A 23,709-nucleotide genomic window follows, 5' to 3' on the forward strand; every position below is an offset into this window, starting at 1 on the left:
ACACATCGCCGCCGGAGGCACACTTTTTCCCTTACAACGTCTGGTTGATCAACATATCGAGGATGGCTTTGTGCATATGGAGCTTGTTTTCCGCCTCGTCCCAGATAATGGACTGGGGCCCTTCCATGACGGATTCTGAGACCTCTTCGCCGCGGTGGGCGGGAAGGCAATGCATGAAAGAGGCATCGGGCTTGGCCAGGGCCATGAGGGCGTCGTCCACGATAAAGCCTTCAAAGGATTTTTCCCGGGCCTTCTGCTCGGCTTCCTGGCCCATGCTGGCCCAGACGTCCGTGTAGACAATGTCGGCAGCTGCCACGGCCTCTTTCGGGTCACGGACCACCGTGATTTTGGCGCCGCGGCCAAGGGCCTCCTTGAGGATGGCACCATCCGGATCAAAGCCTTCGGGGCAGGCAATGGAAAGCTCAAACCCTAAGGTAGACGCCGCCCAGATCCAGGAGTGGGCCACGTTGTTGCCGTCTCCCACCCAGGCCACCTTGGCATCGTAGCTGCCTTTGGCCTCGATGACGGTCATGAGATCCGAAAGGATCTGGCAGGGGTGGTACATATCGGTAAGGGCGTTGACCACCGGCACGTCGGAGTAGCTGGCATACTCTTCCACCAGCTCCTGGGAGAAGGTGCGGATCACCAGGCAGTCGATGTAGCGGGCCAGAACGCGTGCCGTGTCCTTCACGGGCTCGCTGCGCCCGATCTGGGTGTCGTTCTCATTCATGAAGATGGACACACCCCCCAGCTGGATGGTGGCCGTTTCAAAGGAGATTCGGGTTCGGGTGGAGGGCTTGTTGAACAGGAGCCCCACGCTTTTCCCTTCCAGGGGGCGATCCACGATCCCCTCTTTTTTTCTCTTCTTAAGCTCCAGCGCGCGGGCGAACAGAGCGTCAAATTCTTCTTTGGTCAGGTCCTTGAGGGTCAACAGGTCTTTTTTCATCTTTCTCTCCTTGATCGGTTCCTTTGACGCACGAAAAAAATAATGGCTGTTCAGCTTGGCCTCCGGCGGCACGGTGAGCCACCTTGAAAGCTGGTTGCCGCCGCGCTTTATCCCTCGTTCCTCGGGGTAAAGCGCGGCGGCATTCACGTATGACGTGTACGTTTTTTTTGGGGCTGAGGCCTCAAATCAATCGAAATACGAATGAATTCGAATGAGTATAGCCTTCTTCAAAGCCTGTTTATCAAACTTTTCAAAAGTTTGGCCCCCGGCAGGGCCGCCGGAGGCTTTTTACAAGCTTACAGAAGCTGAACAGTATCAAACAATCAGGCGGCGCCCATATCGGTAAAAATCTCGTCCAGCACGCCCATGAGAGTATCGATCTCAGGCCGCGTGATAATCAGGGGCGGGACAAAACGCAGGGTCTTGCCCTGGACCGCATTGATCACCTGCCCTTTTGCAAGGGCTTTTTCGACCACGGTAGCGCCGTCGCCATCGATCTCCAGCCCAAGAAGCAACCCCTGTCCTCGAACGTCCTTGGCAAGGGCGTGCTTTGCCTTGAGTGCTTCAAGACTCGCCTTGAAATAGGCGCCGGTGTCGGCGGCTTTCTCCACCACCTTCTCCTCGTCAAAGGCCCGCACCACGGCAAGGGCAGCCGCGGACACCAGGGGCGTCCCGCCAAAGGTGGACCCGTGGGCACCCTTGGAAAAGGAAGCCATCACCTTATCGGTGGCCAGCATGGCACCGATGGGAAGGCCGTTGCCCAGGGCCTTGGCCAGGGTCATGATGTCCGGCGTGACAGAGGTGTGCTGATAGGCGAAAAGCTTGCCCGTTCGGCCCATGCCCGTCTGGATTTCATCAAAAATCAACAGGGCGCCGCTGCGATCACACAGGGCTCGTACCGCTTCCAGGTAGCCGTCATCAGGCACGCACACGCCCCCCTCGCCCTGGATGGGCTCCACCAGAACGGCGCAGACCGTCTCGTCCATGGCCTCTTCAAGGGCGGCCATGTCGTTAAAGGCAACGTATTCAAACCCTGGTAGAAGCGGCGTAAATCCCTCCTTGACCTTATCCTGGCCCGTGGCGGACAGGGTGGCCATGGTGCGGCCGTGAAAGGAACGGGCCATGGAGAGGATGCGATGCCGCGACTCCCCCTTGTCATGAAAGTATTTCCGGGCAAGCTTGATGGCTGCTTCGTTGGCTTCGGCACCGCTGTTGCACAGGAACACCCGATCGGCAAAGCACCGCTCGGTGAGCCACTCGGCCAGTTCCACCTGGGGCCGCGTATAGAACAAGTTGGAGACGTGGCACAGGATCTTTGCCTGCTCCGCCAGGGCCTCGGCCACTTTGGGGTGGGCATGGCCCAGGTTGCAGACGGCGATCCCTGCGAGAAAATCCGTGTAAATCTTTCCCGCATCGTCTGTAAGGGTTGTTCCTTCGCCTTTGACAAATACCACAGGGCAGCGACCGTAGGTCTGTGCCACCACCTCTGCTTCACGAGCTATCCATTCATTCATAGTACCACTTCCGTCCCGATCCCTTGATCGGTAAAGAGTTCAAGAATCAGCGAATGCCTTCGCTTCCCGTTGATGATATGCGTTTTTTCAACACCCTGCCTCAAGGCTGCCAGGGCGTATTCAATTTTGGGGATCATGCCCCCGGTGACGGTGCCGTCCTGAATCAGGCCGGGCACACTGTCCGCCTCGATGGTGGAGACCAGCGCCTTTTCCTTGTCAAGGACACCATCCACGTCCGTGAGAAGAAGCAAACGGGTCGCCTTGAGGGCTGCCGCCACCTCCGAGGCCACCAAATCGGCATTGATGTTGTAGGTCTCGCCGGTATCCCCGACGCCCACCGGCGCGATGACCGGAATAAAGCCCTGGGCGGTGAGGGTGTCGATGATCTCGGGATTCACGCGGGTCACCTTCCCCACATGCCCGGCGTCGATGATCTCAGGGGGCTTGCCCTCCTCCTCGCTGACGATTTTCAGCTTTTCCGCCGCGATGAGGCCGCCGTCCTTACCGCTGAGCCCCACGGCCCGACCGCCTTCCCGGTTCACCTGGGCCACGATGGACTTGTTCACCTTGCCGCCCAGAACCATCTCCACCACGTCCATGGTTTCGTCGTCGGTCATGCGCATGCCCCGGACAAAAGTGGAGTCGATGCCCATCTTGTCCAGTACCAGGTTGATCTGGGGCCCGCCGCCATGAACCACCACCGGGTTCAACCCGATGTACTTCATCAGGGTTATGTCCCGGGCAAAGTCTTCCTTGAGCTGCTCATCCACCATGGCATGGCCGCCGTATTTCACCACAATGGTCTTGCCGGCAAACTTCCGTATGTAGGGCAGAGATTCAATGAGAATATCTGCGACACTCTTCTCCATCATCGTTTTCATCTCCACAATTAAGCTAAAACCACAAAAAATGCCTCCGACAGCCCTGCCGGGGGCTAAACTTTTGAAAAGTTCAATAAACAGGTCTCAAATACATATTTCAAGTACACGTCGCCACGCCAGCCCCATGTCACTTTCTTGGGTGGGCCTTGTCATAGGCCTGGGTCAACCGCTCAATGGACACATGGGTGTATTTCTGCGTGGTGGACAGGCTCACATGGCCCAACATCTCCTGGACGCCCCGCAAATCCGCCCCCCCGTCGAGCATGTGGGTGGCAAAGGAGTGGCGCAGGGCATGGGGAGAGACCGGCACGGTGAGACCACTCTCTTTCGCTGTCTTCTCCAGGGTCCGGGCCACGGATCGCGTGGAGAGTCGGCCGAGGTTCTTGTTCAAAAACAACGGGCCCTTGCCGGCAGATATCTTTTTTTCGCCTTCGAGGGTTTCCCGATAATACCGAATGGCACGCAAGGCCCGCTCCCCCACCGGCACAACGCGCTCCTTGTTGCCTTTACCGAGCACGCGAACGCTGTTTACCCCAAAACCAATATGGGAGCAGTCAAGCCCTGAAAGTTCGGACACACGGAGCCCGCTTGAGTACAACAGCTCAAACATGGCAATATTCCGCCTGGCAAGGAGGGTCCCGTCATCCATGGTATCGAGCAGACGAAACATGTCATCCACCGTCAGATAGGCTGGAAGTGTCTTGTCCAGCTTCGGCGTTCGGATGGTGTCCAGGGGACTGGTTTCTACAACGCCCCTCTTTTTCAAAAATTTGAACAGCGATCGGAGGGAGGAGAGCCGCCGCGCAACAGAACGCTTTGAAAGCCCCTCTTTATGCAGCCTGTTAAGGTACCCCCTTATACAGATGACGTCAACAGCATCCGGGCTCAGGCGGGTATTTCTCTGCATAGAATCGTCCGCGCAGTCCGAAAACTCCGCAAAAAAGCCGTAAAACCCCTTGAGATCGGTCCGGTAGGCCCGCACGGTATGGGGGGAGTACCCTTTTTGCGCCAACAGGTACTCCAGAAAATCAAGGATATGGTGGTGAAGGGATGTGCCCGTATTGGTATGTGAGGGTTCCTGATTTGTCATTGCATTTGCTTTGCTAAGGGCTAAGGGCTAAGGGCTAAGGGCTAAGGGGCATTTAACCAAACACGACACATGGGTCAACCGAAAACAAAAATAAGTCACGGCCTTCTGAAAGCCATGTCACCGATATTACCTATGACCTGTTTTTCCTATGACCTATACCCTACCCCCTGCTTTCAACACCGCCATCACCTGCTGAAGATCCTGCCAGGCCTGGCGCTTTCGCTCCGGGTGTCGAAGCAGAAAGGAGGGATGAAAGGTGGGCATCAGCCGAATGCCTCTGTAGTTCTGGAACTGCCCCCTGATCTCGGCAACCCCTGAGGTGATCCCAAGCAGGGCCTGGGCGGCAACGGCACCCAGGGCACAAATTACATCGGGCCGGACCACCGCAATCTGCCTTTCCAGAAAGGAGAGACAAAAACTCGTGTCCGGGCGTCCCTGTCCCGGCGCAGGACAGCACTTGAGCAGGTTGGAGAGGTAAACATCGCCCCTGGAAAGCCCCATGGCTCCGATCATTTTATTCAACAGCTCGCCCGAAGCCCCAAGGAAGGGCACCCCTTCACGGTCCTCATCGGCAAGGGGCATATCGCCGATGAACATCACCCTGGCCCGGGGGTTACCGGTACCGAACACAATCTGGGTCCGTCCCCTGAACAGGCCGCATCGGGTGCACTCCCCCATGTCCCGCCGGATGGATTCCAGGGTGTCTACCACAGGCTCTGCAGCAGTCCGTCGCATCACGGGCCCTGAATTTGTGGGCTGAGCAGGCTCTTTTGGCCCCACAGGAGTTGCGGCTGACGGAGAAGGCCCGGAAACGGTTTGCGTGGTGCCAGGGGCGGCTGGCGCCGCACCCTGGCGACCTTGCGGTTCCTGGGAGTTTGCCTTGGGGGGCTGCTGTCGGCCGGCGGGACCCGGCGCAGTGCCTCGCCCGCCTGGCTGAGGTGCTGTACGGCCAATGGTCCCCAGCAACTTGCCCGCCTCGTCCGTACACTCCACCCCTTTGAGCCCAAGGCTCTTCAGATAAACAAGGGAGGCTTTGATCTCGTCAAGGGGGGCTCTGTGCTGATATGTCCCGGGATTGTTTTCCATCATTGCGCTTTTCTGTCCTGGCTGTTCAGTAAATATATGTTGTGATCAGGGTAACTATTCGGCCCCAAAACAGCCTCCGGCGGCCCTGCCAGGGGCTAAACTTCTAAAAAGCTTAACAAACAGGTCAAAAATCAGATTCAGGTCAATCTAAATCAAAGGCGAATGAGCTTTCCCCAAAGAACGAGGGGAAAAGGCTCATTCGCAACCTGCTTTTGAGGTGTTTTTCGATATAGAGGGTGCCGCCACCCTCGCTGCCGGCGCCCAAATGGTTGCTGGCGTAGCCCGCGGGGAATACCATTACATTTTACCCTGAGGAACGAAGGGCAAAATGTAATGGTAATATGCTTTCGAGGTGGCACACCTCGCCGCCGGAGGCATGCTTTTAATTTTTCTCTCAGCCCTACCCGCGAGACTTGAGCAACCCAGAGACCCTGTCGAGGAGCTCATGGGCCACGACATCTTTGCCCATGGACTCAAAGGGCTCTTTCCGGCCGTCGGGGTGAAAAAAGGTGACGATGTTGGTATCGGTACCAAACCCGGAGGCCGGATCCCCCACGAGGTTGCCCACGATCATGTCCAGGTTCTTGGCTTCGATCTTTTTTCGGGCATTTTCGGACAACGACTGGGTCTCGGCGGCAAAGCCGACGAGCACCTGCCGGGTCTTGCGTTTCCCGAGCTCTTTTAAGATATCGATGTTCTTGTCGAGCTCAAGGGTCATGTCGTCGCTCTTTTTCTTGATCTTGTGCTCGGCCCGGGTGCGGGGCTTGTAGTCCGCCACAGCAGCCACCTTGATCACGGCGTCGATCTGGTTCATGCGGGAAAAAATCGTTTCGGCCATTTCCCCCACGGAGGTGACGGAGACCCGATCCACCCCAAGGGGCGAAGCAAGACTCACCGGCCCGGAGACAAGGGTCACCTCGGCACCGCGATACTCCGCTGCCCTAGCGATCTCATAGCCCATCTTCCCTGAAGAGCGGTTGGAGATATAGCGAACAGGGTCGATGGCCTCCCGGGTGGGCCCGGCTGAAACCAAAATCTTTTTGCCCGCAAGGTCCTTGGGGTACATAGCCGCTTTCACGCGATCCACAATGGTGGAGGGCTCTGCCAGGCGTCCGGGGCCTGTGGTACCGCAGGCCATCTCACCTACGCCCGGCTCCACAAGGAGGTACCCATCCCCTTCGAGGATATCAATATTTCTTTGAACAGCCCGGTTTTCGTACATGTGGGTGTTCATGGCCGGACAGATCAATCGGGGTGCCGTCACGGCAAGCATGGTCGTTGTCACCGCGTCATCGGCAATGCCGTGGGCCAGTTTCCCGATGACATCGGCTGTGGCAGGTGCCACCACCACCACATCGGCCCTCTCAGCCAATTCAATATGGCCAATAGAAGCCCCCTTGCCCTCATCAAACAGGTCCGACAGAACAGGATGGCCTGAAATCGCCGCAAAGGTCATCTCCCCCACAAACTCTTTGGCCCCCCGTGTCATGGCGACCCAGACATCGGCCCCCTCTTTCTGGAGCAGCCGAACCACCTCCACCGCCTTGTAGGCAGCAATCCCCGCCGTCACACAAACCAGTACGTTCTTTTTCTCAAGCACAGCCATGACTTATCTCCTCTCTCTCCGCGCCGCATTGTATGGCTCTCTTATTGATTTACGATGGACCCCACTGTATATGGATAAGGCGATAACCACAACCCGGTTGTATCACGAAGCAGGGTTCAGAAAACCTGAAAAATCACCACACAGGTATTTGGAGTCGATTTCATGCAGGATCCCCCGGCCGCCATCCAGAAAAACGTCGCGGACCCAAAAACCTTCCGCCACGTTCAGCCCATGCGGACACAAGAAGGTACGTTCTCAAGACGAACTCCGTGCTACAACCCGTCATGATGCGGAAATCCTGCCCGATCTCTCATGTATCAACGCCCGACTTTGCCCCCACCAGATAGAGGGGGACCGCTTTGCTCTCCATATGCCCGCCGCCCTCATCGAAAACGAGATGGGCTGCAGCAAGACCCTCCAGACCATCACCCTGGCCTCCTTAAAAGAGCAGTGGACGCGGGAAATCGAACGATTCACCGATAAACCGGCCCTTGCGGTCTCCGGCCCCGCGTCGCAGCACCGACGCATCTATGTCGAGGGTCCGACCTAATTTCAAAATCATCAATAGATAAGGCAGTTCGCCGACGAAAGAGTTTTAAACCCCACCCTCCTCACTCGCCTGTCCTTTTTTCCCAACACTCCGACAATCAAGTTTCAACCGCCCGAATGCACATCCCGGAATGACAATTAAAGGATTGACAATAAGTTCATTTATGGCTTACGTTCAATTATACTACTCATTAAAGGTATCGCCATGGGCAACATTCTTTCCGGAATCATCGGATCCAAAACACGCATCAAGCTCCTTGTCCGGCTCTTTTTCAACCCGGACACCCACTCATATCTGCGTGAACTGGCCTCCGAGTTTGGCGTCTCCACCAACGCCGTCCGCGAAGAGCTCAACCAACTCAGCCAGGCAGACCTGCTCACCTCATCCAAAAATGGCCGCCAGATCCACTACGCTGCCAACCGCAACCACCCCCTCTTCCCCGAACTCCGCTCCATGGTCCGAAAGGCCATCGGTGTCGACCAGATCATTGACAGCGTTGTCACGCGCCTGGGCGACCTCGAAGCGGCCTATCTCATCGATGATTATGCGGAAGGAAAGGATACAGGAATTATCGACCTTGTCCTTGTGGGCAATATCGATCCATACCATTTGAATGATTTGAGTAGAAAAACAGAGAGGTATATCAACCGGAAAATCCGGTCATTGGTGCTGAGCCGGGAAGAGTTTGACAATTTCCAGGAAAACCTTGAAAAGCGGCCCATGGTTATGGTGTGGGAAGAAACAAATTCAAGCACCCCGCATTAGATTCCGATTAAGTTGCCTACTATCTGTATTTTTAAAGTGCTGGGTGTAACCGAGGGGGCGGAGCTGTGCTGCACAAATCCCCCCTCCAAAAAAAACTTAAAAAAGCCAACCCCATTCTTCGGATATGATCAACCATGAAAAAGGCACTTCTCACCGGTATTACGGGACAGGATGGATCCTACCTTGCAGAATTCCTGCTTAAAAGGGGATACGAAGTCCACGGCATCAAAAGACGCAGTTCCCTGTTCAACACTGATCGAATAGATCATCTCTACCAAGACCCTCATACTGAAAACAGGCGATTCATCCTGCATTACGGGGACCTCACGGATTCCACCAACCTCATACGTATCATCCAACAGGTTCAGCCTGATGAAATCTACAACCTCGCAGCCCAAAGCCATGTGGCGGTCTCATTCGACTCTCCAGAGTATACAGCGGATGCCGATGCACTGGGAACCCTTCGCCTGCTGGAGGGTATACGCCTTCTTGGGTTAGAGAAAAAAACCCGGTTTTATCAAGCCTCCACCTCAGAGCTGTTCGGCAAAGTTCAAGAGACACCTCAAACCGAAAAAACGCCCTTTTATCCTCGCAGTCCCTATGGCGTAGCCAAACTCTACGCTTACTGGATCACGGTGAATTATCGTGAGGCATACGGAATCTATGCGTGCAACGGCATCTTGTTCAACCACGAGTCTCCTCTTCGTGGAGAGACATTTGTCACGCGAAAAATAACCCGAGCGTTATCTCGCATCAAATTGGGCCTCCAGGAGAGGCTGTATCTGGGTAACCTGAACGCCAAGCGGGATTGGGGCCATGCCGAAGATTATGTAAAAATGCAATGGCTGATGCTCCAGCAGGACCAACCTGAAGATTATGTAATCGCATCGGGAAAACAACATTCCGTCAGGGAATTCGTTGAGATTGCGGCAAAGTCCCTTGACCTTGAACTCATGTGGAATGGCAAGGGGGTGAATGAAACTGGAAGGGATAAAGCCACCGGGAAAACAATTATTGCCGTGGATCCGACCTATTTCAGGCCAACGGAGGTGGATTCCCTACTGGGAGATCCATCCAAAGCAAAATCCAAACTCGGTTGGGAGCCGGAAAAAACATTCGAAGACCTTGTCACCGAAATGGTCACTCAGGATTTTGAAGGGGCAAAGAAGGACCTTCTGTGCAAAAACAACGGCTTTGAAATAGCAGAGAGACATGAATAAAAATGCACGCATCTATGTAGCAGGACACCGCGGCCTCGTCGGCTCCGCCATTGTCCGCAGACTTAAGACCGAGGGGTACACGCACCTCATCACGCGCACCCACTCGGAATTGGACCTCACAGACCCAAAGGCGGTCACCCATTTTTTTTCAATCGAAAAACCGGAGTTTGTCTTTCTTGCTGCGGCAAAAGTGGGGGGTATCCTGGCCAACCAGACCTACCCGGCCGAATTCATCCACCAGAACCTGATGATCCAAACCAATGTCATTCATTCGAGCTACGTCCACGGCGTGAAAAAACTTCTGTTCCTTGGTTCCTCTTGTATCTACCCGAAAATGGCGCCCCAACCCATCAAAGAAGAGTACCTGATGACGGGGCCCTTTGAACCAACAAACTCTGCCTACGCTGTGGCCAAAATCGCTGGTATTGAGATGTGTTGGGCCTACAACAGGCAATACGGAACCCATTTTATTCCTGTCATGCCCACCAACCTTTATGGCCCCAATGACAATTTTGACCTTGAAACAGCCCACGTAGTCCCAGCCTTAATCAGAAAATTTCACGAAGCAAAAGAAGCCAATTATGATTCAGTCATCATCTGGGGGACAGGAAATCCTAAACGAGAATTTTTACACGTGGATGACATGGCCGATGCCTCTTACTTTCTGATGAAACACACTATAATAACAAATGACAAGAAAGTACTCTTCAATATAGGAACCGGTATCGACATAAGCATCAAAGAGCTTGCAGAAACGATACGAGATACTGTTGGCTATACAGGCAAAATTAGCTATGACGAATCTAAACCCGATGGCACCACAAGGAAACTTCTTGACGTAGAGCGTCTTAAAACAATGGGATGGCGTCACAAAACATCACTTAAAAATGGAATTCAAGCTACTTACAAATGGTACACAACACCCCCTAACAACACGTATGTTCAGACGATCAAAGGGTGAACACGATGAGCAGACAGCTCTCTGATAGCCGGGATAATTTTCTTGTATTCGGTGCCCCATGCATTGAGCAGCCTGAAATCGATGAGGTTGTTTCATGCATGCAATCAGCCTGGCTTGGAACAGGCCCCAAGGTTGCTCGTTTTGAAGAGGAATTCAAATCGTATAAACACACGGCCCATGCTGTTGCAGTAAACTCATGTACTGCAGCACTGCACCTTTCAATACTGGTAGCGGGACTAAAACCAGGCGATGAGGTCATCACCACGCCACTCACTTTCTGTGCGACGGTCAATGCCATCATCCACGCAGGTGGGACCCCAGTCCTCGCCGATGTAGACCCTGACACAATGAATATAGACCCTGCAGAGGTTGAAAAAAAGATTAACCATCGGACAAAGGCTATCATCCCTGTGCATTTTGCCGGCCGACCTTGCAACATGAACGCCCTCTGCCGCATCGCCCGTGAAAATGAACTCGTTTTAATAGAGGACTGTGCTCATGCCATTGAGGCCGAGTACCATGGGAAAAAAATCGGGACCTTCGGTGACCTGAGTTGTTTCAGCTTTTACGTGACCAAGAACCTTGTTACCGGAGAAGGCGGAATGATACTGACGAATGAAAAGGAGTATGCCGACCGCCTTAAAATACTTGCACTACACGGGATGAGCAGTGATGCATGGAGCCGTTTCTCCGATGAAGGATACAAGCATTACATGGTCACTGAGCCGGGTTTTAAGTACAACATGATGGACCTTCAAGCCGCCATCGGAATTCATCAATTAAAACGTATCGAGAGTTACTGGAAACGTCGCAAAGAAATATGGAATTTATATAACCGCGCATTCAACGAACTACCAATCACACTACCAGCCCAGGCAGACGCTGATACCCGCCATGCATATCACCTCTACCCAGTACTTATAGACGAAAAACAAACAGGGATCTCGCGTGATGCCTTTCTATCAGCAATGAACGATCGGAATATCGGCACCGGCGTCCACTACCTGAGCATACCTGAACATCCGTATTATCAGAAAACCTTTGGATGGATCCCTGAAGATTACCCCCATGCCATGAAAATTGGACGCAAAACCGTAAGCCTACCGCTTTCAGCCAAATTATCAGATAAAGATATCGAAGATGTAATAGTAGCGGCAAGGAAAATAGTACTTAAATGAGCATTTCAATAGATAAAATTCGTGAGGCCACTTCAAAAGAGTGGGATTCTACCTGGCATAAATGTGACTATACAACTTATTTCCATTCGCGGGAGTGGGCCGAGATTTGGCAGAAGTATGATAGCAGGACAATTAAAACAGAAGCAAAACTCATTGAGTTCTCAGATAAAAAAAAAGCTATCGTACCAGTTACTTATAAAAAAGCATTAGGATTCAGGAAGTCACTGATGTTGTCACCAGCTGGGACATTTGGCGGTTGGATTTCAACAGATATCCTAAGCTTAGAACACGGACAACTTATAACTGACTATTTTACAAAATCAACCAATCCTTTTAATGGCTTCACATGGCGAATTAATCCATATGACGACATTGTGCAACAATGTTCTTTTCAAAATGTTGATGTAAAATTCGATTCGACGCAGGTTCTTAATATAGCTTGTGGATTTGATAAAATAGTCAAAAATTGGACAAAGGGTCACCGATCTACGACTCGTAAAGCTCGTAAAGCGCGTAAAGAGGGTGTCAGCATTAGAGTGGCTGACTCCCGTCACGACTGGCTCCAGTACTTCAAAATTTATGAAGCTTCAATTGAAAGATGGGGCAAAAAAGCTTCTTCGAATTACAAATGGACGCTGTTTGATACCATTTGTAAATTGTCATCTCCCAACGTTAAGCTATGGCTTGCTGAGCATGATAATGAAATAATTGCTGGTGCTCTTTGCTTTTACGGAAAAAAGCAAGTTGTGTATTGGCATGGCGCAGCTCTGTCAACTTACTTTAAATTCAGGCCGGTTAATCTCTTGATGTATGAAGCGATAAACGATGCATGCAAGGAAGGATATTCATGGTTTGATTTCAACCCAAGCGGAGGTCACCAAGGTGTACAGGCGTTTAAAAAGAGTTTTGGAACCCAGGAAAGACCGTGCGCTGTGATAACGCTAAACAGTAGTATAATGCGCCTTGTAATTGCCAGAAAGAATAAAAAACGTAAGCGATTATAAAATGGTCTATTTATTTTGTAATACTGGCTACGGTAGCTTTTTTTTAAAGGAATTCACCCGCTATGCATTATTAAACGATATAGAGACTTGCATAGTTTACTCTATAAAATACAAAAAGAAACCCCCAAAGTCAAAAATCCACTTTATGTTATATTATATCAATAAGATAAAGTGGAAGCTGAAACATCAATCACTAAACAATTCGTATTTTAAAATAAATAGAATTAAAACGTTATATATTGAAGATATAAACTCTAATTCTTTCCTAAAAAAAATCAAACCCGATGATTATGGAATTATCACTGGATTTAACCAGATTTTTAAAAAAAATGCGATCAATCATTTCAAAGCCCTGGTTAACTTTCACCCATCACTATTGCCACTATATAGAGGGCCGATACCATCATATTGGTGTATTAAAAATGTAGAAAAATTTACAGGTTTTTCTTTGCATGAAGTATCAGAGACAATAGATTGTGGCACAATAATCTACCAAGACATTGTAGAAATAAATTCTATAAAAGATCCCTCTAAACTTGACCTAAAGATTGCGCGTAGTGCTTCAAAGGTATTGTTAATGTATTTAGATCATCTTTGCAAGGGGACCCCCTTGAACCCAAGGACTATAAACGCCTTTAACTACTACCACAACAGAGTTGAATACTATTCTTTCCAAAGGCAGAGTAAACAATAAATAAAGCACTAAATCGTATTACCGTAGAGGACAAGATATGTTCGGAATTATTAATGCGTCTGCAAAAAATTTTCTTGTTCAATGGATAGTCCAAAAAGAAATACTTCATTTTGCAGATAAGTATCTTTGCGGTCACCTGATTGATATAGGTTGTGGCGGCAAACCCTATCAAGAACTATTAGCACCCTATATTGAAAAACATACCGGTGTCGATCATTATGGGACAATACATGACAAGTCCCATATCGATTTATTAGGTACTGCCTATGAAATCCCGGTAGATAACTCATCATTCGACAATGCAATCTGCACAGCAGTCTTGGAACACCTCGAAGAGCCTGAACAGGCCTTGCGGGAGTGCCACAGGGTCCTAAAACCTGGAGGACATGCGATTTACAGCGTACCGTTTATTTGGCACCTCCACGAAGAGCCACGTGATTTTTACCGATACTCAAAATATGGCCTGAAGTACCTGTTTAAAAAGGCAGGGTTTGAACTCATACAGATCAAGGCTCTCTCTGGATTCTGGGTCACTTTTGGTCAACTGTTCGTCTATAACATATATCGACTGAATCGTGGGCCATTAAGGTACATCCCTGTAATCCCGTGTATCGGGATAGTGATACAGGGCATCAGTTACCTCCTCGACAAATTAGACAAATCTGAGCAATGGACATGGATGTATATGATAATTGTGAGGAAATATGAAAGCGAAAGATTATCTAATAGCCAAACTCTCTGATGAAAATTTTGATTTATTTGGAATTCGTGATCCAGATGTTATCGATAGTGTTGCCGATGCATGGATGAATGACAAGGGTAATTCGGAGCATCGTTTTGATACAATAAAAAAATTTCTCACAGGTGCATCAAAAATCTTGGACATGGCATCTGGCTGCGGCACCTGTGTCTATTATGGGTTACTTAATGGCTATGATATGCATGGTGTTGAACCCGAGAAGTGGAAACACCAGTTTAATAAATTGAAAGCAAAAGAGTATGAATATCCAGCCGAATGGCAAAAACGATTTAGTACGTGTGTCGGAGAAAAACTCCCCTATAAGAATAATTTTTTTGACTGTGTAACGTCTTATCAAACATTGGAGCATGTACAAGATCCGGCAAAATGCATTTCAGAAATGATTCGAGTTACCCGACCCGGTGGTGGAATACACATACAATGCCCTGATTACAGGTCTACGTATGAGGGTCATTATCTGCTCCCTTGGCTTCCACTGTTTCCTCAGCTACTAGCAAAACATTATTTAAAACTGATGCACCGCCCTGTGGATGGACTATATTCCATTAATTACGTAACAAAACCAAAAATTGAGAGATGGGTTAATGAGGCAGCCCTGGGACACCATAAAAAAGTCAAGGTTATTGATATAGAAAAGCATCATATAAATGATAAGTTGATCAAGTTTAAATTATCTATACTTAGTGATGTTATTTTTTATTTTTATAACTTTCAACTCTATTTTAAATACATGTTCAAACGGGAATTTTCAACTAACATATTTATATTTATTTTAGATATTGAGTAGATCGATCTCGCAGGTATAGCACTTTAACTTGGGTTTACATAAACAACCTGCCAAATAGCCTCGCCGCCCTACTTAGGTGGCAATTGTAGATTTGACACATAAACACCTTTTGGCTACACATCTAATTATTATTTATATTAAAGGGTCTCTCAAAAGGGTACCCATAAACAGGTTATGATCATATACCTATAGCGTTAGTAAAGTTATGAGTCTCAAAAAAAAAGCAGTATCAGGCCTTAAATGGAATGGGATTTCGATGATAGTGTTAACCTGTCTTCAATTCCTAACACTCGCAGTCCTGTCCAGAATTATTTCTCCATCTGACTTCGGACTGATGGGTATGGTAATGGTTGTTATTGGCTTTGCTCAGGCTTTTACAGATATGGGACTATCCAATGCAATCATCCACCACCAGGATACCACAGAGGACCAGCTCTCCAGCCTTTACTGGCTGAATATCCTGGCCGGAGTGACGATTTTTGCTATTGTCTGTATATCAGCACCACTTGCAGAGGCGTTTTATAAGGAGCCAGGCTTGGACCGGATGGTCTACCTTACTGCTTTAATTTTTCTGCTCACTCCTCTGGGGCAACAGTTTCAGGTTCTCATTCAGAAAGAGCTGCAGTTTGACCGACTGGCAAAAATCGATATTGCTTGCTCAGCCGTTAACTCTATTGTCTGTATCACGCTAGCATATAATGGCTATGGCGTATATGCGCTTATCTGGGGACAGATAATACGCACTTTAACGAGAGTCTTGTTTCTTTCACTTTTTGGCAGGAGATACTGGCGGCCCCGATTTCATTTTAGAAGAAGTGACTTGAATGGATACCTGCGATTCGGATTTTACCAAATGGGGGAGAGGGCTATTAATTATCTCTCAGCAAATGTGGATTATCTGATCATCGGCCACAGAATGGGGCCCACGGCCTTGGGATATTATACATTGGCGTACCAGTTAGCAATATTCCCACTGATTAAAATTAACCCTGTGATTACAAGAGTGGCATTTCCTATATTTTCGAAGATCCAAGGCGACAATTCCGGACTCCAGAAGGGCTATTGCAGCATCGTAAATTTAATATCAACAGTGTCATTCCCCATGATGGCCGGAATGATTCTGGTCGCACCTGAATTTATCAGCGTGTGTATCGGGGATCAATGGGAGCCTTCCATAATACTCCTTGAGATCCTTTGCATAGTAGGAGCCCTCAAATCTCTGGGCAATCCCATAGGATCAATTATTCTTGCAAAAGGGAAAGCTAACCTTGGATTCTTTTTCAATCTTATTGCGATAACAATAGTAAGTACGGCCGTGTTGATCGGATCCCAATGGGGGATCACCAGTGTTGCTGTAGCCATACTTGTTGCGCAGTTCATATTGTTATCCTTTCTCCATCCTCTTGCCAATAAACTGATCAGCCTGAGGCTTAGCAGCTACCTTCGAGCTATTGAAACCCCGTTTTTCTGTACATTGGTGATGATCGCAGTTGCGTATACACTAAAAACGGGAATTCACAGTTGGAACGCACCGGTTCTTTTTGGGACAACAGTAATTATCGGCGTGGCTACATACATAACCGCCTATTATTTTGCAGATAAAAAAAGAACCATGGAATTTATAGCCATCGTCAGGAATTATTGATATGCCGGGATTAGTTGGATTTACAGATCGATCAAAAAAGCATGACACCAGCATGCTTTCACACATGAGAAATTTATTAAAATATTTTGATTGGTATATAGATTCAGAACTTTACTCAGATGGCATTGTTAATGCGTCACAAACTCATTTGGGAATCATAAACAAAACCAGTGCACCGCATCATATGGGAAATAGATATTCAATATGGATAGAAGGAGAATTCTATAACCAGGAAGAATTAAAGGCTAAATATAAAGTCATATCTGCAACAGATAATGAACTTTTCTTAAATATTTACAACATGACAAAATCATTTGATTTTTTGAAAGATATAGATGGCTATTACACGGCTGTTCTGTACGACAATCAGAATAAATTTGTATATCTTATTACGGATAGGTATGGGTTCAAACCATTCTATTGGGGCTTAATAAAGAAAAATTTAGTATGGTCTTCTGAACTTAAAGGCTTTTTAGGCCATAGAGATTTCAAATGTGTAATCGACAAAATAGCCGTAGAAGAGTTTTTTGATTTCGGTCATCAATTGGAAAACCGAACATGGTTTGAATCTATTGAGTTGGTTCCTCCTTCTACTGTAATTGCATTTGACATAGACAAATCGCAAGTAACAATTAAAAACTATTGGTCTTGGAGTGATATTCAATTTGTAAAGGAGCCTATTGACGAAGTTCAAATTGCTGAAGAATTAGGCCGTCTATTTAAACAATCAGTAGAACATCGCGCGACTAAAAATGAAAGAATTGGAATTTCATTAAGCGGTGGACTTGATTCGCGAGCATTATTGGCCGCTATACCAGAAATTCATACGCCATTACATGCGCTTACTTTTGGGAAAAAAAACTGTGATGACATAATCATTGCAAAAAAGATCTCAACGATCAAAGGGGCTTACCATCATGTTTTAGACTTAAATTCGAGAGATTGGATAGACCACAGAATAAATGGAATTTGGCGCTCTGATGGTTCTATTAGCCTGCTACATATGCATGGCAGTAAATTTTGTGACAAATATAATTCATATATGGATTTTAGTTTAAATGGATTTGCAGGTGATTTAGTTTGTGGCGGGTCTTATTTAAACCCAAATAGTTTTGAAACTAAAATCACACACGATATAGTTAGAAATAAAACAAATTGTAGAAAAGACAGCTTTGAATTTAACAATTGGTATCGAATTAACAAAACAGACCCATACTTTGTAAATAACAGGGTAAGAAGATTTACTAACAGCGGACTCATAATACTTTCAAAAAACATTGAAAATAGAATCCCCTTTTTTGATAATAATATTGTTGAATTCATATATTCGATACCAGATAAGCATAGATACAATAGTAATATATACAATAAAATGCTAATGAGAACATTCCCTGATTATTTCAAGACAATTCCCTGGCAGGCAACCGGATGTCCAATAAGTTATAGTAAGCAGCGCGTTAAGATAGTGAACTTGAAAAACAGGATTATCAAACAACTAAAACGCCTAGCATATCCTTTCAATCACAAAGAACGAAATATCAAAAATTATACTGATTATCCTACATGGCTTCGAGAAGATTCTGCGCGATCTTTCTTACGTGAACTACTCAATAGCAAAAATGCTATCTACCCTGAGTACATAGACCCAAAAAAGATACTTGGCTACCTTCAGGATCACATGAATGCGAATACAGACCGTCACAATGAGTTATGCCAAGCTCTCACTTTTGAGATATGGCTACAGCAGATCTTCAATAACAGGTTCAGAGAATGATCAAAGTAATTCAAAGCACAACACATTGGCTTCCACAAACTCAAACATGGATATACAATCAGGTCAAGAATCTGCCTGGTGACATAAATACACATATTGTTTGTGAAAAAACTTTAAACTATGATCAATTTTATATAGACAATATTCACCAGATTTCAAAAACACCCGTCCTCAAATTTCTTTCAAGCATTCAAAAATTCAAAGTGAGCTCTTTCATTCGACTCTTTTGGCTGTATTTTAATTTTCGACGGTTTAAGGCAGATATCATACATTCTCATTTTGGCCATATTGGCTGGTATGATTCGTTATTGATACGATGGATATCTGCCCGGCATGTTGTCACTTTTTATGGATATGATGTTAAACGCCTTCCAAAACAAAATAAAAAATGGTTAAAACGTTACAAATCTCTTTTTAAAAATACTGACCTTGTTCTTTGTGAAGGAGAGCATATGGCCAGATGCATTATAAAATTAGGATGCCCTGAATCCAAAATAAAGGTCAACCACTTAGGCGTAAACACAGGCTCAATTCCGTTTAGACCGCGAAGTTGTATGCCAAAAGAACAATTAAGAATTCTAATTGCAGCCTCATTTAGAGAAAAAAAAGGAATCCCTTCTGCAATTGAGGCCCTGGGGCAATTTCAAAAAGAAAACAATTCAATAGAAAAAATAACAATCATTGGTGATGCAACTGAAGAGGAACACAGTAAACAAGAAAAAAGAAGAATCATACATTCAATAAAACGTAACAGGCTCTCTTCACGGGTTAAACTTCTTGGCTTTAAACGATACGATACTCTCATGAAAGAGTCCTACAACCATCATATTTTTTTGTCACCAAGCATTACTGCGAATGATGGAGACACTGAAGGAGGCGCTCCGGTGACAATCATAGAAATGATGGCGACAGGAATGCTTGTCGTTAGCACCTCCCATTGCGATATTCCAGGTGTTGTAAAATATGGGAATGAGAACTGGCTCGTTCCTGAAAACGATATCACCGAATTATCAAATAGGCTCAAGTGGCTAAGTGAAAACAGGGAAAGTTGGGAACCCATGATTTTTAAGGGACGCAATCATATCGAAAAAGAATTTGACACAATACATCAAAGCCACCGGCTTGCTCAACATTATAAAAGCTTACTAAAATAGTAACTTTGATAAATCATAATATCCGTCTAAATCATCAGGCACGGAACTATTTCAAATAGCATCTTTAATTAAATTGATATCCTCAATATTTATATATTGACCATGGATGGACTTGATGTTGGTATCTGTTATCATACCTGTCTACAATGCGGCTTCATACATCGAAGAGGCAGTTCGCTCTGCATTAATGCAACCTGAAACCATAGAAATTATTCTTGTGGAAGATGGTTCTCCTGATGAATCCTTAAATAAATGCATAGAACTCAACAACAGATATAAAAACGTTCAATTATTCAGGCATGCAAATGGATCAAACAGAGGCGCATCCGCCAGCAGAAATCTTGGAATTCGAGTCGCAAAAGCACCGTACATAGCATTTTTGGATGCCGATGATTTCTATTTAGATAACAGATTCACTGAAACAATAAAAATATTTAAAAATAACAAGGAAATTGATGGCGTCTATGGTGCAACCGGTACCACATTTACCGATAAACAATTGGCGGCCAATTGGCAGTGCGCAAAGAAGCCAAGGGTCACCTATATCAGCAAACCAATTCTACCTGACAAACTATTCCATACCCTTCTATTCGGAGCCAATGGTGCATTTCACACCAATGCAATAACTGTAAAAAAATCATTATTAAAAAAAACAGAAGCCTTTAATGAAAACCTATCCCTGCATCAGGACACGGATATGTGGCTTAAAATGGCTTTGATGGGAAAACTTGTCAAAACCCAAAATGACGCCCCAATTGCAGTAAGGAGAGTTCATTACGATAATCGAATTACAAAAATATCAAATATGGACTTTTCGACAAGGTTTAAATTATTCAAGGCCTTTCATGAATGGACTAAAACAAAAAAACTACCCCATACTATAATTGAGCAAATTGAATACAAAATGTGGAAAAATGAACTTTTCCTATTTGATGCCTGGACTATCTCAAAAAAAACGTCAAAAACTAAATCATTATTGTTCCGTTCATTGAATCCTGGCTTCTTTTTTTTAAAACGAGTGATCAACCAACCAGACCTAATCATAAACAAATTTATCTTTAAGTTCATGATAGATTATCTAATCACCAAGACAAGCAAACTGAAGTGGTATACATTGAGCGGACACCTTGCTAAAACACCCCCAAACAAAAAGCGAGGTTTCCCTGAGCACCAAGCGTAAAAGAAGAACATATACCCCAGAATTCACACCATGAAGATTTAACAAATCCATTCATGATTTATAATTTCTCCATGCTTGAATATCCTTAAAACACTTTTTAGAATTTTGAATATTTGGGAGATTGCCTTGAAATTAAAATACAACCTTCGCATTTCAAGTGCTAAAGTTAAAAGCTATATTTTTTTCCTATGCCATTTAAACAAAGAAAGGTTCAGGTGTGCCGTATGCAACTACAAAGGCCCGTTTGAGGATGTTGCCCCTCCGACTGGCACACGTAAACACGCGAAGTGCCCGCAATGCAATGCATTGGAAAGGCACCGTATTCAATACTTGGTTGTCAACAAAATACTGAATAATGTAGATACTTCATCATCAAAGATGCTTCATTTTGCCCCTGAATCTTTTTTCAGGGATTTCTTTTCCAAACGATTTGGCCAATACGAAACGGCTGATATCTCAATGCAAGATGTGGATCACCGTGTTGACCTGCAAGAACTTCCTTTTAAAAGTGAATCTTACGACTTTATCTTTGCATCTCATGTATTGGAACATATTTCAAATGACAGAAAGGCCATCTCTGAAATCCGAAGAATTCTCAAGCCGAATGGAATTGCAATTCTCCCCGTACCAATTGTATCGGTTAAAACTATAGAATATCCGAAGCCTAACCCTAATGAAACATACCATGTGCGGGCGCCCGGATTGGATTACTTTGACAGGTTTGACTCTTTGTTTACTAAAGTCGAAAAGTTTAATTCTAACTCATTTCCAGCGGAATACCAATTGTTCATCTATGAGAATCGAACCCAATGGCCTACAACTAAATGCCCATTAAGACCCAGAATGAAGGGTGAAAAGCATATCGATATTGTTCCTGTATGTTATGCATAAACAATTCAAATTCGGCAGTGCAACGAGATCAATAATCCCTACTATCCCCCGCTATTAGAATTGCTACAACACTATTCATAAACTAAGCAATCGATCAAAGCTTTGACATCCAGAGCAGAGAAAAATAGTGCGAACCCCGAATGCTGTGAATGATTTATATTCAGGCTGTTGTCGACGATAAAATGTCGAATACAATATTATTCTATGATACATTACGGCATATAAAGGCCATAATACACGACTAATATGAAATTATCACCCATCGCTCTATTTGTTTATAATCGTCCATGGCATACACAACAAACAATCGAAGCGTTACAAAAAAATGAACTGTCAGAACAGAGTGATCTTTTTGTAGTCTCTGATGGTCCAAAAAATCAACAAGATCAAAAAAACGTAATGCATATTCGTAAATACCTACAGACGATAAGTAATTTTAAATCAATAACAATTATTGAACGCGAAAACAACTGGGGACTTGCTGATTCCATAATTGATGGAGTAACTCATATCATCAATCGACATGGTAAGATAATTGTGCTTGAAGATGACTTGATCACATCTCCATTTTTCTTAACGTATATGAATAATGCGCTTAATTTTTACCAAGGCAACAAAAATATTTTTTCTATATCTGGTTACAATTTACCCCCTGACATCATGCCAATTCCAAAATCCTGCACCGAAGAGGTATATTTGAACTACAGGAGCTCTTCGTGGGGGTGGGGTACATGGGAGAACAGATGGGAGAAAGCTGATTGGTCTGTAAAAGATTATAACCAGTTTTTACACAATAAAAAAGAGCAAAAATTATTTAATCGTGGTGGGAATGACTTAACACATATGCTATCAATGCACATGAACGGTACAATCGATTCGTGGTCGATCAGATGGAGCTATACCCATCATAAATACAATAGCTTATGCATCTACCCTCTCATATCATATATAGATAATATAGGGTTTGATGGAAGCGGTATTCATTGCGGACACACGACCAAATTCTCTAACAACATTTGTATAGCGCCGAAGAGCATTTTATTAACTCATAATTTAAAAATAAACAAACAACTGATTAAACGTTTTACAAACGTATACAGTCCTGGATTGATATCCCAATTGAAACAGTTAATAAAAAAAATTATGACAAATGGATAAGTTGAAGATCGTTATAGTCAATACGACTGACATTAAAGGCGGAGCTGCCAGGGCTGCTTTTCGGTTGCACTCTGGATTAAGAGGAATACACACAAATTCAAATTATTACGTACAATACCAACACAGTAAAGACAGATACACCATTAGTGAAGCATCAAATCCGAAAAAATTAGTCAATTTAATTCGCCCTTCCATAGATTCGATACCCCTTCACTTTTACCCACAAAAAAAAGATACTTTTTTTTCGTTATGCTGGGTCCCTCGAGTATTCGATCAATCTGCCAGGTACTTATCCTCGTACGACATTGTTCACCTCCACTGGACCTGCAATGCATTCATCCCAATCAATGAGTTGAAGCACTATAACCGTCCTATTGTATGGACTCTGCATGACATGTGGCCGTTTACTGGGGGTTGTCACTATTCGGGGGCGTGCACAAAATACAAATCCAAATGTGGAAAGTGCGAGCAACTCAACAGTAAATCTGAACGAGACCTTTCACGATGGACGTGGCACAGAAAGTCAAAAGCTTTTGATAATTTGAATTTAACGGTTGTGACTCCGAGTCAATGGATGGCCTGCTGTGCCAGAGAAAGCTCTCTTTTCAAAAATAAACGTATCGAGGTAATTCCAAACGGTATCAACACGTCGGTATATAAACCTGTACGTAAAAAATTAGCGCGCTCCATACTTAATTTGCCTGATTCAAAAAAATTAATCCTGTTCGTAGCATTTGATTCAACATCTGATAAAAGAAAGGGGTTTGATCTCTTAAATCAAGCGCTCATTCAAAATAAAAACCTGTCACCCCAAAAAAATGCACTTATCATTTTGGGACCTCGCCCTAAAGGCCCGGCCCCAATC

General features: G+C 45.7%; 22 protein-coding genes. 16 read left to right on the plus strand and 6 right to left on the minus strand.

Going from position 1 to position 23,709, the window contains the following annotated elements:
• Positions 1-31: 31 nt before the first annotated feature.
• The 6 genes from argF to coaBC all read right to left on the minus strand — a co-directional run bounded on the left by argF (position 32) and on the right by coaBC (position 7,123).
• Positions 32-946 carry an ornithine carbamoyltransferase gene (gene argF / locus BLQ12_RS26045; protein ID WP_092215840.1) on the minus strand — a complete coding sequence of 305 codons (915 nt, stop codon included), beginning with the start codon at positions 944-946 and terminating at the stop codon, positions 32-34.
• A gap of 323 nt (positions 947-1,269) precedes the next feature.
• A complete protein-coding gene (locus BLQ12_RS26050) occupies positions 1,270-2,460 on the minus strand; it encodes an acetylornithine transaminase (RefSeq protein ID WP_092215800.1) in 1,191 nt (396 codons plus the stop codon).
• Positions 2,457-3,329 carry an acetylglutamate kinase gene (gene argB, locus BLQ12_RS26055; RefSeq protein WP_092215841.1) on the minus strand — a complete coding sequence of 291 codons (873 nt, stop codon included), beginning with the start codon at positions 3,327-3,329 and terminating at the stop codon, positions 2,457-2,459. The genes BLQ12_RS26050 and argB overlap by 4 nt, the downstream gene beginning before the upstream one ends.
• A gap of 139 nt (positions 3,330-3,468) precedes the next feature.
• Positions 3,469-4,431, minus strand: a complete 963-nt coding sequence (locus tag BLQ12_RS26060) for a tyrosine recombinase XerC (RefSeq protein WP_092215802.1) — start codon at positions 4,429-4,431, stop codon at positions 3,469-3,471.
• Between the two features lie 153 nt (positions 4,432-4,584).
• Positions 4,585-5,166 (minus strand): uracil-DNA glycosylase, encoded by a 582-nt coding sequence (locus BLQ12_RS27615; RefSeq protein WP_175470075.1) that lies wholly within the window; start codon positions 5,164-5,166, stop codon positions 4,585-4,587.
• Between the two features lie 751 nt (positions 5,167-5,917).
• Entirely contained in the window at positions 5,918-7,123 is a 1,206-nt protein-coding gene (gene coaBC, locus BLQ12_RS26070; RefSeq protein WP_092215806.1) for a bifunctional phosphopantothenoylcysteine decarboxylase/phosphopantothenate--cysteine ligase CoaBC, read from the minus strand.
• A 370-nt stretch (positions 7,124-7,493) separates the two neighbouring features.
• Between coaBC and BLQ12_RS26075 the strand changes: the two genes are divergently transcribed.
• The 16 genes from BLQ12_RS26075 to BLQ12_RS26150 all read left to right on the plus strand — a co-directional run.
• Positions 7,494-7,673 carry a hypothetical protein gene (locus tag BLQ12_RS26075; RefSeq protein ID WP_092215810.1) on the plus strand — a complete coding sequence of 60 codons (180 nt, stop codon included), beginning with the start codon at positions 7,494-7,496 and terminating at the stop codon, positions 7,671-7,673.
• A gap of 204 nt (positions 7,674-7,877) precedes the next feature.
• On the plus strand, positions 7,878-8,438 hold the full coding sequence (locus BLQ12_RS26080; RefSeq protein ID WP_092215813.1) for a winged helix-turn-helix domain-containing protein: 561 nt from the start codon (positions 7,878-7,880) through the stop codon (positions 8,436-8,438).
• Positions 8,439-8,572: 134 nt separating this feature from the next.
• The gene (gene gmd / locus BLQ12_RS26085; protein WP_092215815.1) at positions 8,573-9,658 is read left to right on the plus strand and encodes a GDP-mannose 4,6-dehydratase; all 1,086 of its coding nucleotides are present in this window, start codon (positions 8,573-8,575) and stop codon (positions 9,656-9,658) included.
• Complete coding sequence (locus tag BLQ12_RS26090; protein ID WP_092215817.1) at positions 9,651-10,619, plus strand: GDP-L-fucose synthase family protein; 969 nt, start codon at positions 9,651-9,653, stop codon at positions 10,617-10,619. The genes gmd and BLQ12_RS26090 overlap by 8 nt, the downstream gene beginning before the upstream one ends.
• Positions 10,620-10,624: 5 nt before the next feature.
• Positions 10,625-11,797 (plus strand): DegT/DnrJ/EryC1/StrS family aminotransferase, encoded by a 1,173-nt coding sequence (locus BLQ12_RS26095; protein WP_092215819.1) that lies wholly within the window; start codon positions 10,625-10,627, stop codon positions 11,795-11,797.
• A complete protein-coding gene (locus BLQ12_RS26100; protein WP_092215821.1) occupies positions 11,794-12,801 on the plus strand; it encodes a lipid II:glycine glycyltransferase FemX in 1,008 nt (335 codons plus the stop codon). Before BLQ12_RS26095 ends, BLQ12_RS26100 begins: the two co-directional genes overlap by 4 nt.
• Before the next feature lie 145 nt (positions 12,802-12,946).
• Complete coding sequence (locus tag BLQ12_RS28450) at positions 12,947-13,495, plus strand: formyltransferase family protein (RefSeq protein WP_367888804.1); 549 nt, start codon at positions 12,947-12,949, stop codon at positions 13,493-13,495.
• A 37-nt stretch (positions 13,496-13,532) separates the two neighbouring features.
• On the plus strand, positions 13,533-14,237 hold the full coding sequence (locus BLQ12_RS26110; protein WP_092215825.1) for a class I SAM-dependent methyltransferase: 705 nt from the start codon (positions 13,533-13,535) through the stop codon (positions 14,235-14,237).
• The gene (locus tag BLQ12_RS26115; protein ID WP_092215827.1) at positions 14,200-15,042 is read left to right on the plus strand and encodes a class I SAM-dependent methyltransferase; all 843 of its coding nucleotides are present in this window, start codon (positions 14,200-14,202) and stop codon (positions 15,040-15,042) included. Before BLQ12_RS26110 ends, BLQ12_RS26115 begins: the two co-directional genes overlap by 38 nt.
• Positions 15,043-15,247: 205 nt before the next feature.
• Positions 15,248-16,687 (plus strand): MOP flippase family protein, encoded by a 1,440-nt coding sequence (locus BLQ12_RS26120; protein WP_092215829.1) that lies wholly within the window; start codon positions 15,248-15,250, stop codon positions 16,685-16,687.
• Position 16,688: 1 nt separating this feature from the next.
• Positions 16,689-18,461: an asparagine synthase-related protein gene (locus tag BLQ12_RS26125; protein WP_092215831.1), complete on the plus strand. Its 1,773-nt coding sequence runs from the start codon at positions 16,689-16,691 to the stop codon at positions 18,459-18,461.
• Complete coding sequence (locus tag BLQ12_RS26130) at positions 18,458-19,615, plus strand: glycosyltransferase (RefSeq protein WP_092215833.1); 1,158 nt, start codon at positions 18,458-18,460, stop codon at positions 19,613-19,615. The genes BLQ12_RS26125 and BLQ12_RS26130 overlap by 4 nt, the downstream gene beginning before the upstream one ends.
• A gap of 115 nt (positions 19,616-19,730) precedes the next feature.
• Positions 19,731-20,795 (plus strand): glycosyltransferase family 2 protein, encoded by a 1,065-nt coding sequence (locus BLQ12_RS26135; protein WP_175470076.1) that lies wholly within the window; start codon positions 19,731-19,733, stop codon positions 20,793-20,795.
• 126 nt (positions 20,796-20,921) lie between these two features.
• Positions 20,922-21,686: a class I SAM-dependent methyltransferase gene (locus BLQ12_RS26140; protein ID WP_217640413.1), complete on the plus strand. Its 765-nt coding sequence runs from the start codon at positions 20,922-20,924 to the stop codon at positions 21,684-21,686.
• Between the two features lie 246 nt (positions 21,687-21,932).
• Positions 21,933-22,844: a glycosyltransferase family protein gene (locus BLQ12_RS26145; RefSeq protein ID WP_092215837.1), complete on the plus strand. Its 912-nt coding sequence runs from the start codon at positions 21,933-21,935 to the stop codon at positions 22,842-22,844.
• On the plus strand, positions 22,837-23,709 hold an 873-nt coding region (locus BLQ12_RS26150; RefSeq protein ID WP_139164125.1), incomplete at its 3' end, for a glycosyltransferase. The genes BLQ12_RS26145 and BLQ12_RS26150, both read left to right, overlap by 8 nt.

The sequence above is a fragment of the Desulfoluna spongiiphila genome (assembly GCF_900101345.1).
GTDB lineage: Bacteria > Desulfobacterota > Desulfobacteria > Desulfobacterales > Desulfolunaceae > Desulfoluna > Desulfoluna spongiiphila.

Bases quoted from the DNA above. Each gene is read 5' to 3' on its own strand.
- argF (WP_092215840.1), bottom strand. From the start codon at position 946: ATGAAAAAAGACCTGTTGACCCTCAAGGACCTGACCAAAGAAGAATTT.
- BLQ12_RS26050 (WP_092215800.1), bottom strand. From the start codon at position 2,460: ATGAATGAATGGATAGCTCGTGAAGCAGAGGTGGTGGCACAGACCTAC.
- argB (WP_092215841.1), bottom strand. From the start codon at position 3,329: ATGGAGAAGAGTGTCGCAGATATTCTCATTGAATCTCTGCCCTACATA.
- BLQ12_RS26060 (WP_092215802.1), bottom strand. From the start codon at position 4,431: ATGACAAATCAGGAACCCTCACATACCAATACGGGCACATCCCTTCAC.
- BLQ12_RS27615 (WP_175470075.1), bottom strand. From the start codon at position 5,166: ATGCGACGGACTGCTGCAGAGCCTGTGGTAGACACCCTGGAATCCATC.
- coaBC (WP_092215806.1), bottom strand. From the start codon at position 7,123: ATGGCTGTGCTTGAGAAAAAGAACGTACTGGTTTGTGTGACGGCGGGG.
- BLQ12_RS26075 (WP_092215810.1), top strand. From the start codon at position 7,494: ATGCCCGCCGCCCTCATCGAAAACGAGATGGGCTGCAGCAAGACCCTC.
- BLQ12_RS26080 (WP_092215813.1), top strand. From the start codon at position 7,878: ATGGGCAACATTCTTTCCGGAATCATCGGATCCAAAACACGCATCAAG.
- gmd (WP_092215815.1), top strand. From the start codon at position 8,573: ATGAAAAAGGCACTTCTCACCGGTATTACGGGACAGGATGGATCCTAC.
- BLQ12_RS26090 (WP_092215817.1), top strand. From the start codon at position 9,651: ATGAATAAAAATGCACGCATCTATGTAGCAGGACACCGCGGCCTCGTC.
- BLQ12_RS26095 (WP_092215819.1), top strand. From the start codon at position 10,625: ATGAGCAGACAGCTCTCTGATAGCCGGGATAATTTTCTTGTATTCGGT.
- BLQ12_RS26100 (WP_092215821.1), top strand. From the start codon at position 11,794: ATGAGCATTTCAATAGATAAAATTCGTGAGGCCACTTCAAAAGAGTGG.
- BLQ12_RS28450 (WP_367888804.1), top strand. From the start codon at position 12,947: ATGTTATATTATATCAATAAGATAAAGTGGAAGCTGAAACATCAATCA.
- BLQ12_RS26110 (WP_092215825.1), top strand. From the start codon at position 13,533: ATGTTCGGAATTATTAATGCGTCTGCAAAAAATTTTCTTGTTCAATGG.
- BLQ12_RS26115 (WP_092215827.1), top strand. From the start codon at position 14,200: ATGAAAGCGAAAGATTATCTAATAGCCAAACTCTCTGATGAAAATTTT.
- BLQ12_RS26120 (WP_092215829.1), top strand. From the start codon at position 15,248: ATGAGTCTCAAAAAAAAAGCAGTATCAGGCCTTAAATGGAATGGGATT.
- BLQ12_RS26125 (WP_092215831.1), top strand. From the start codon at position 16,689: ATGCCGGGATTAGTTGGATTTACAGATCGATCAAAAAAGCATGACACC.
- BLQ12_RS26130 (WP_092215833.1), top strand. From the start codon at position 18,458: ATGATCAAAGTAATTCAAAGCACAACACATTGGCTTCCACAAACTCAA.
- BLQ12_RS26135 (WP_175470076.1), top strand. From the start codon at position 19,731: ATGTTGGTATCTGTTATCATACCTGTCTACAATGCGGCTTCATACATC.
- BLQ12_RS26145 (WP_092215837.1), top strand. From the start codon at position 21,933: ATGAAATTATCACCCATCGCTCTATTTGTTTATAATCGTCCATGGCAT.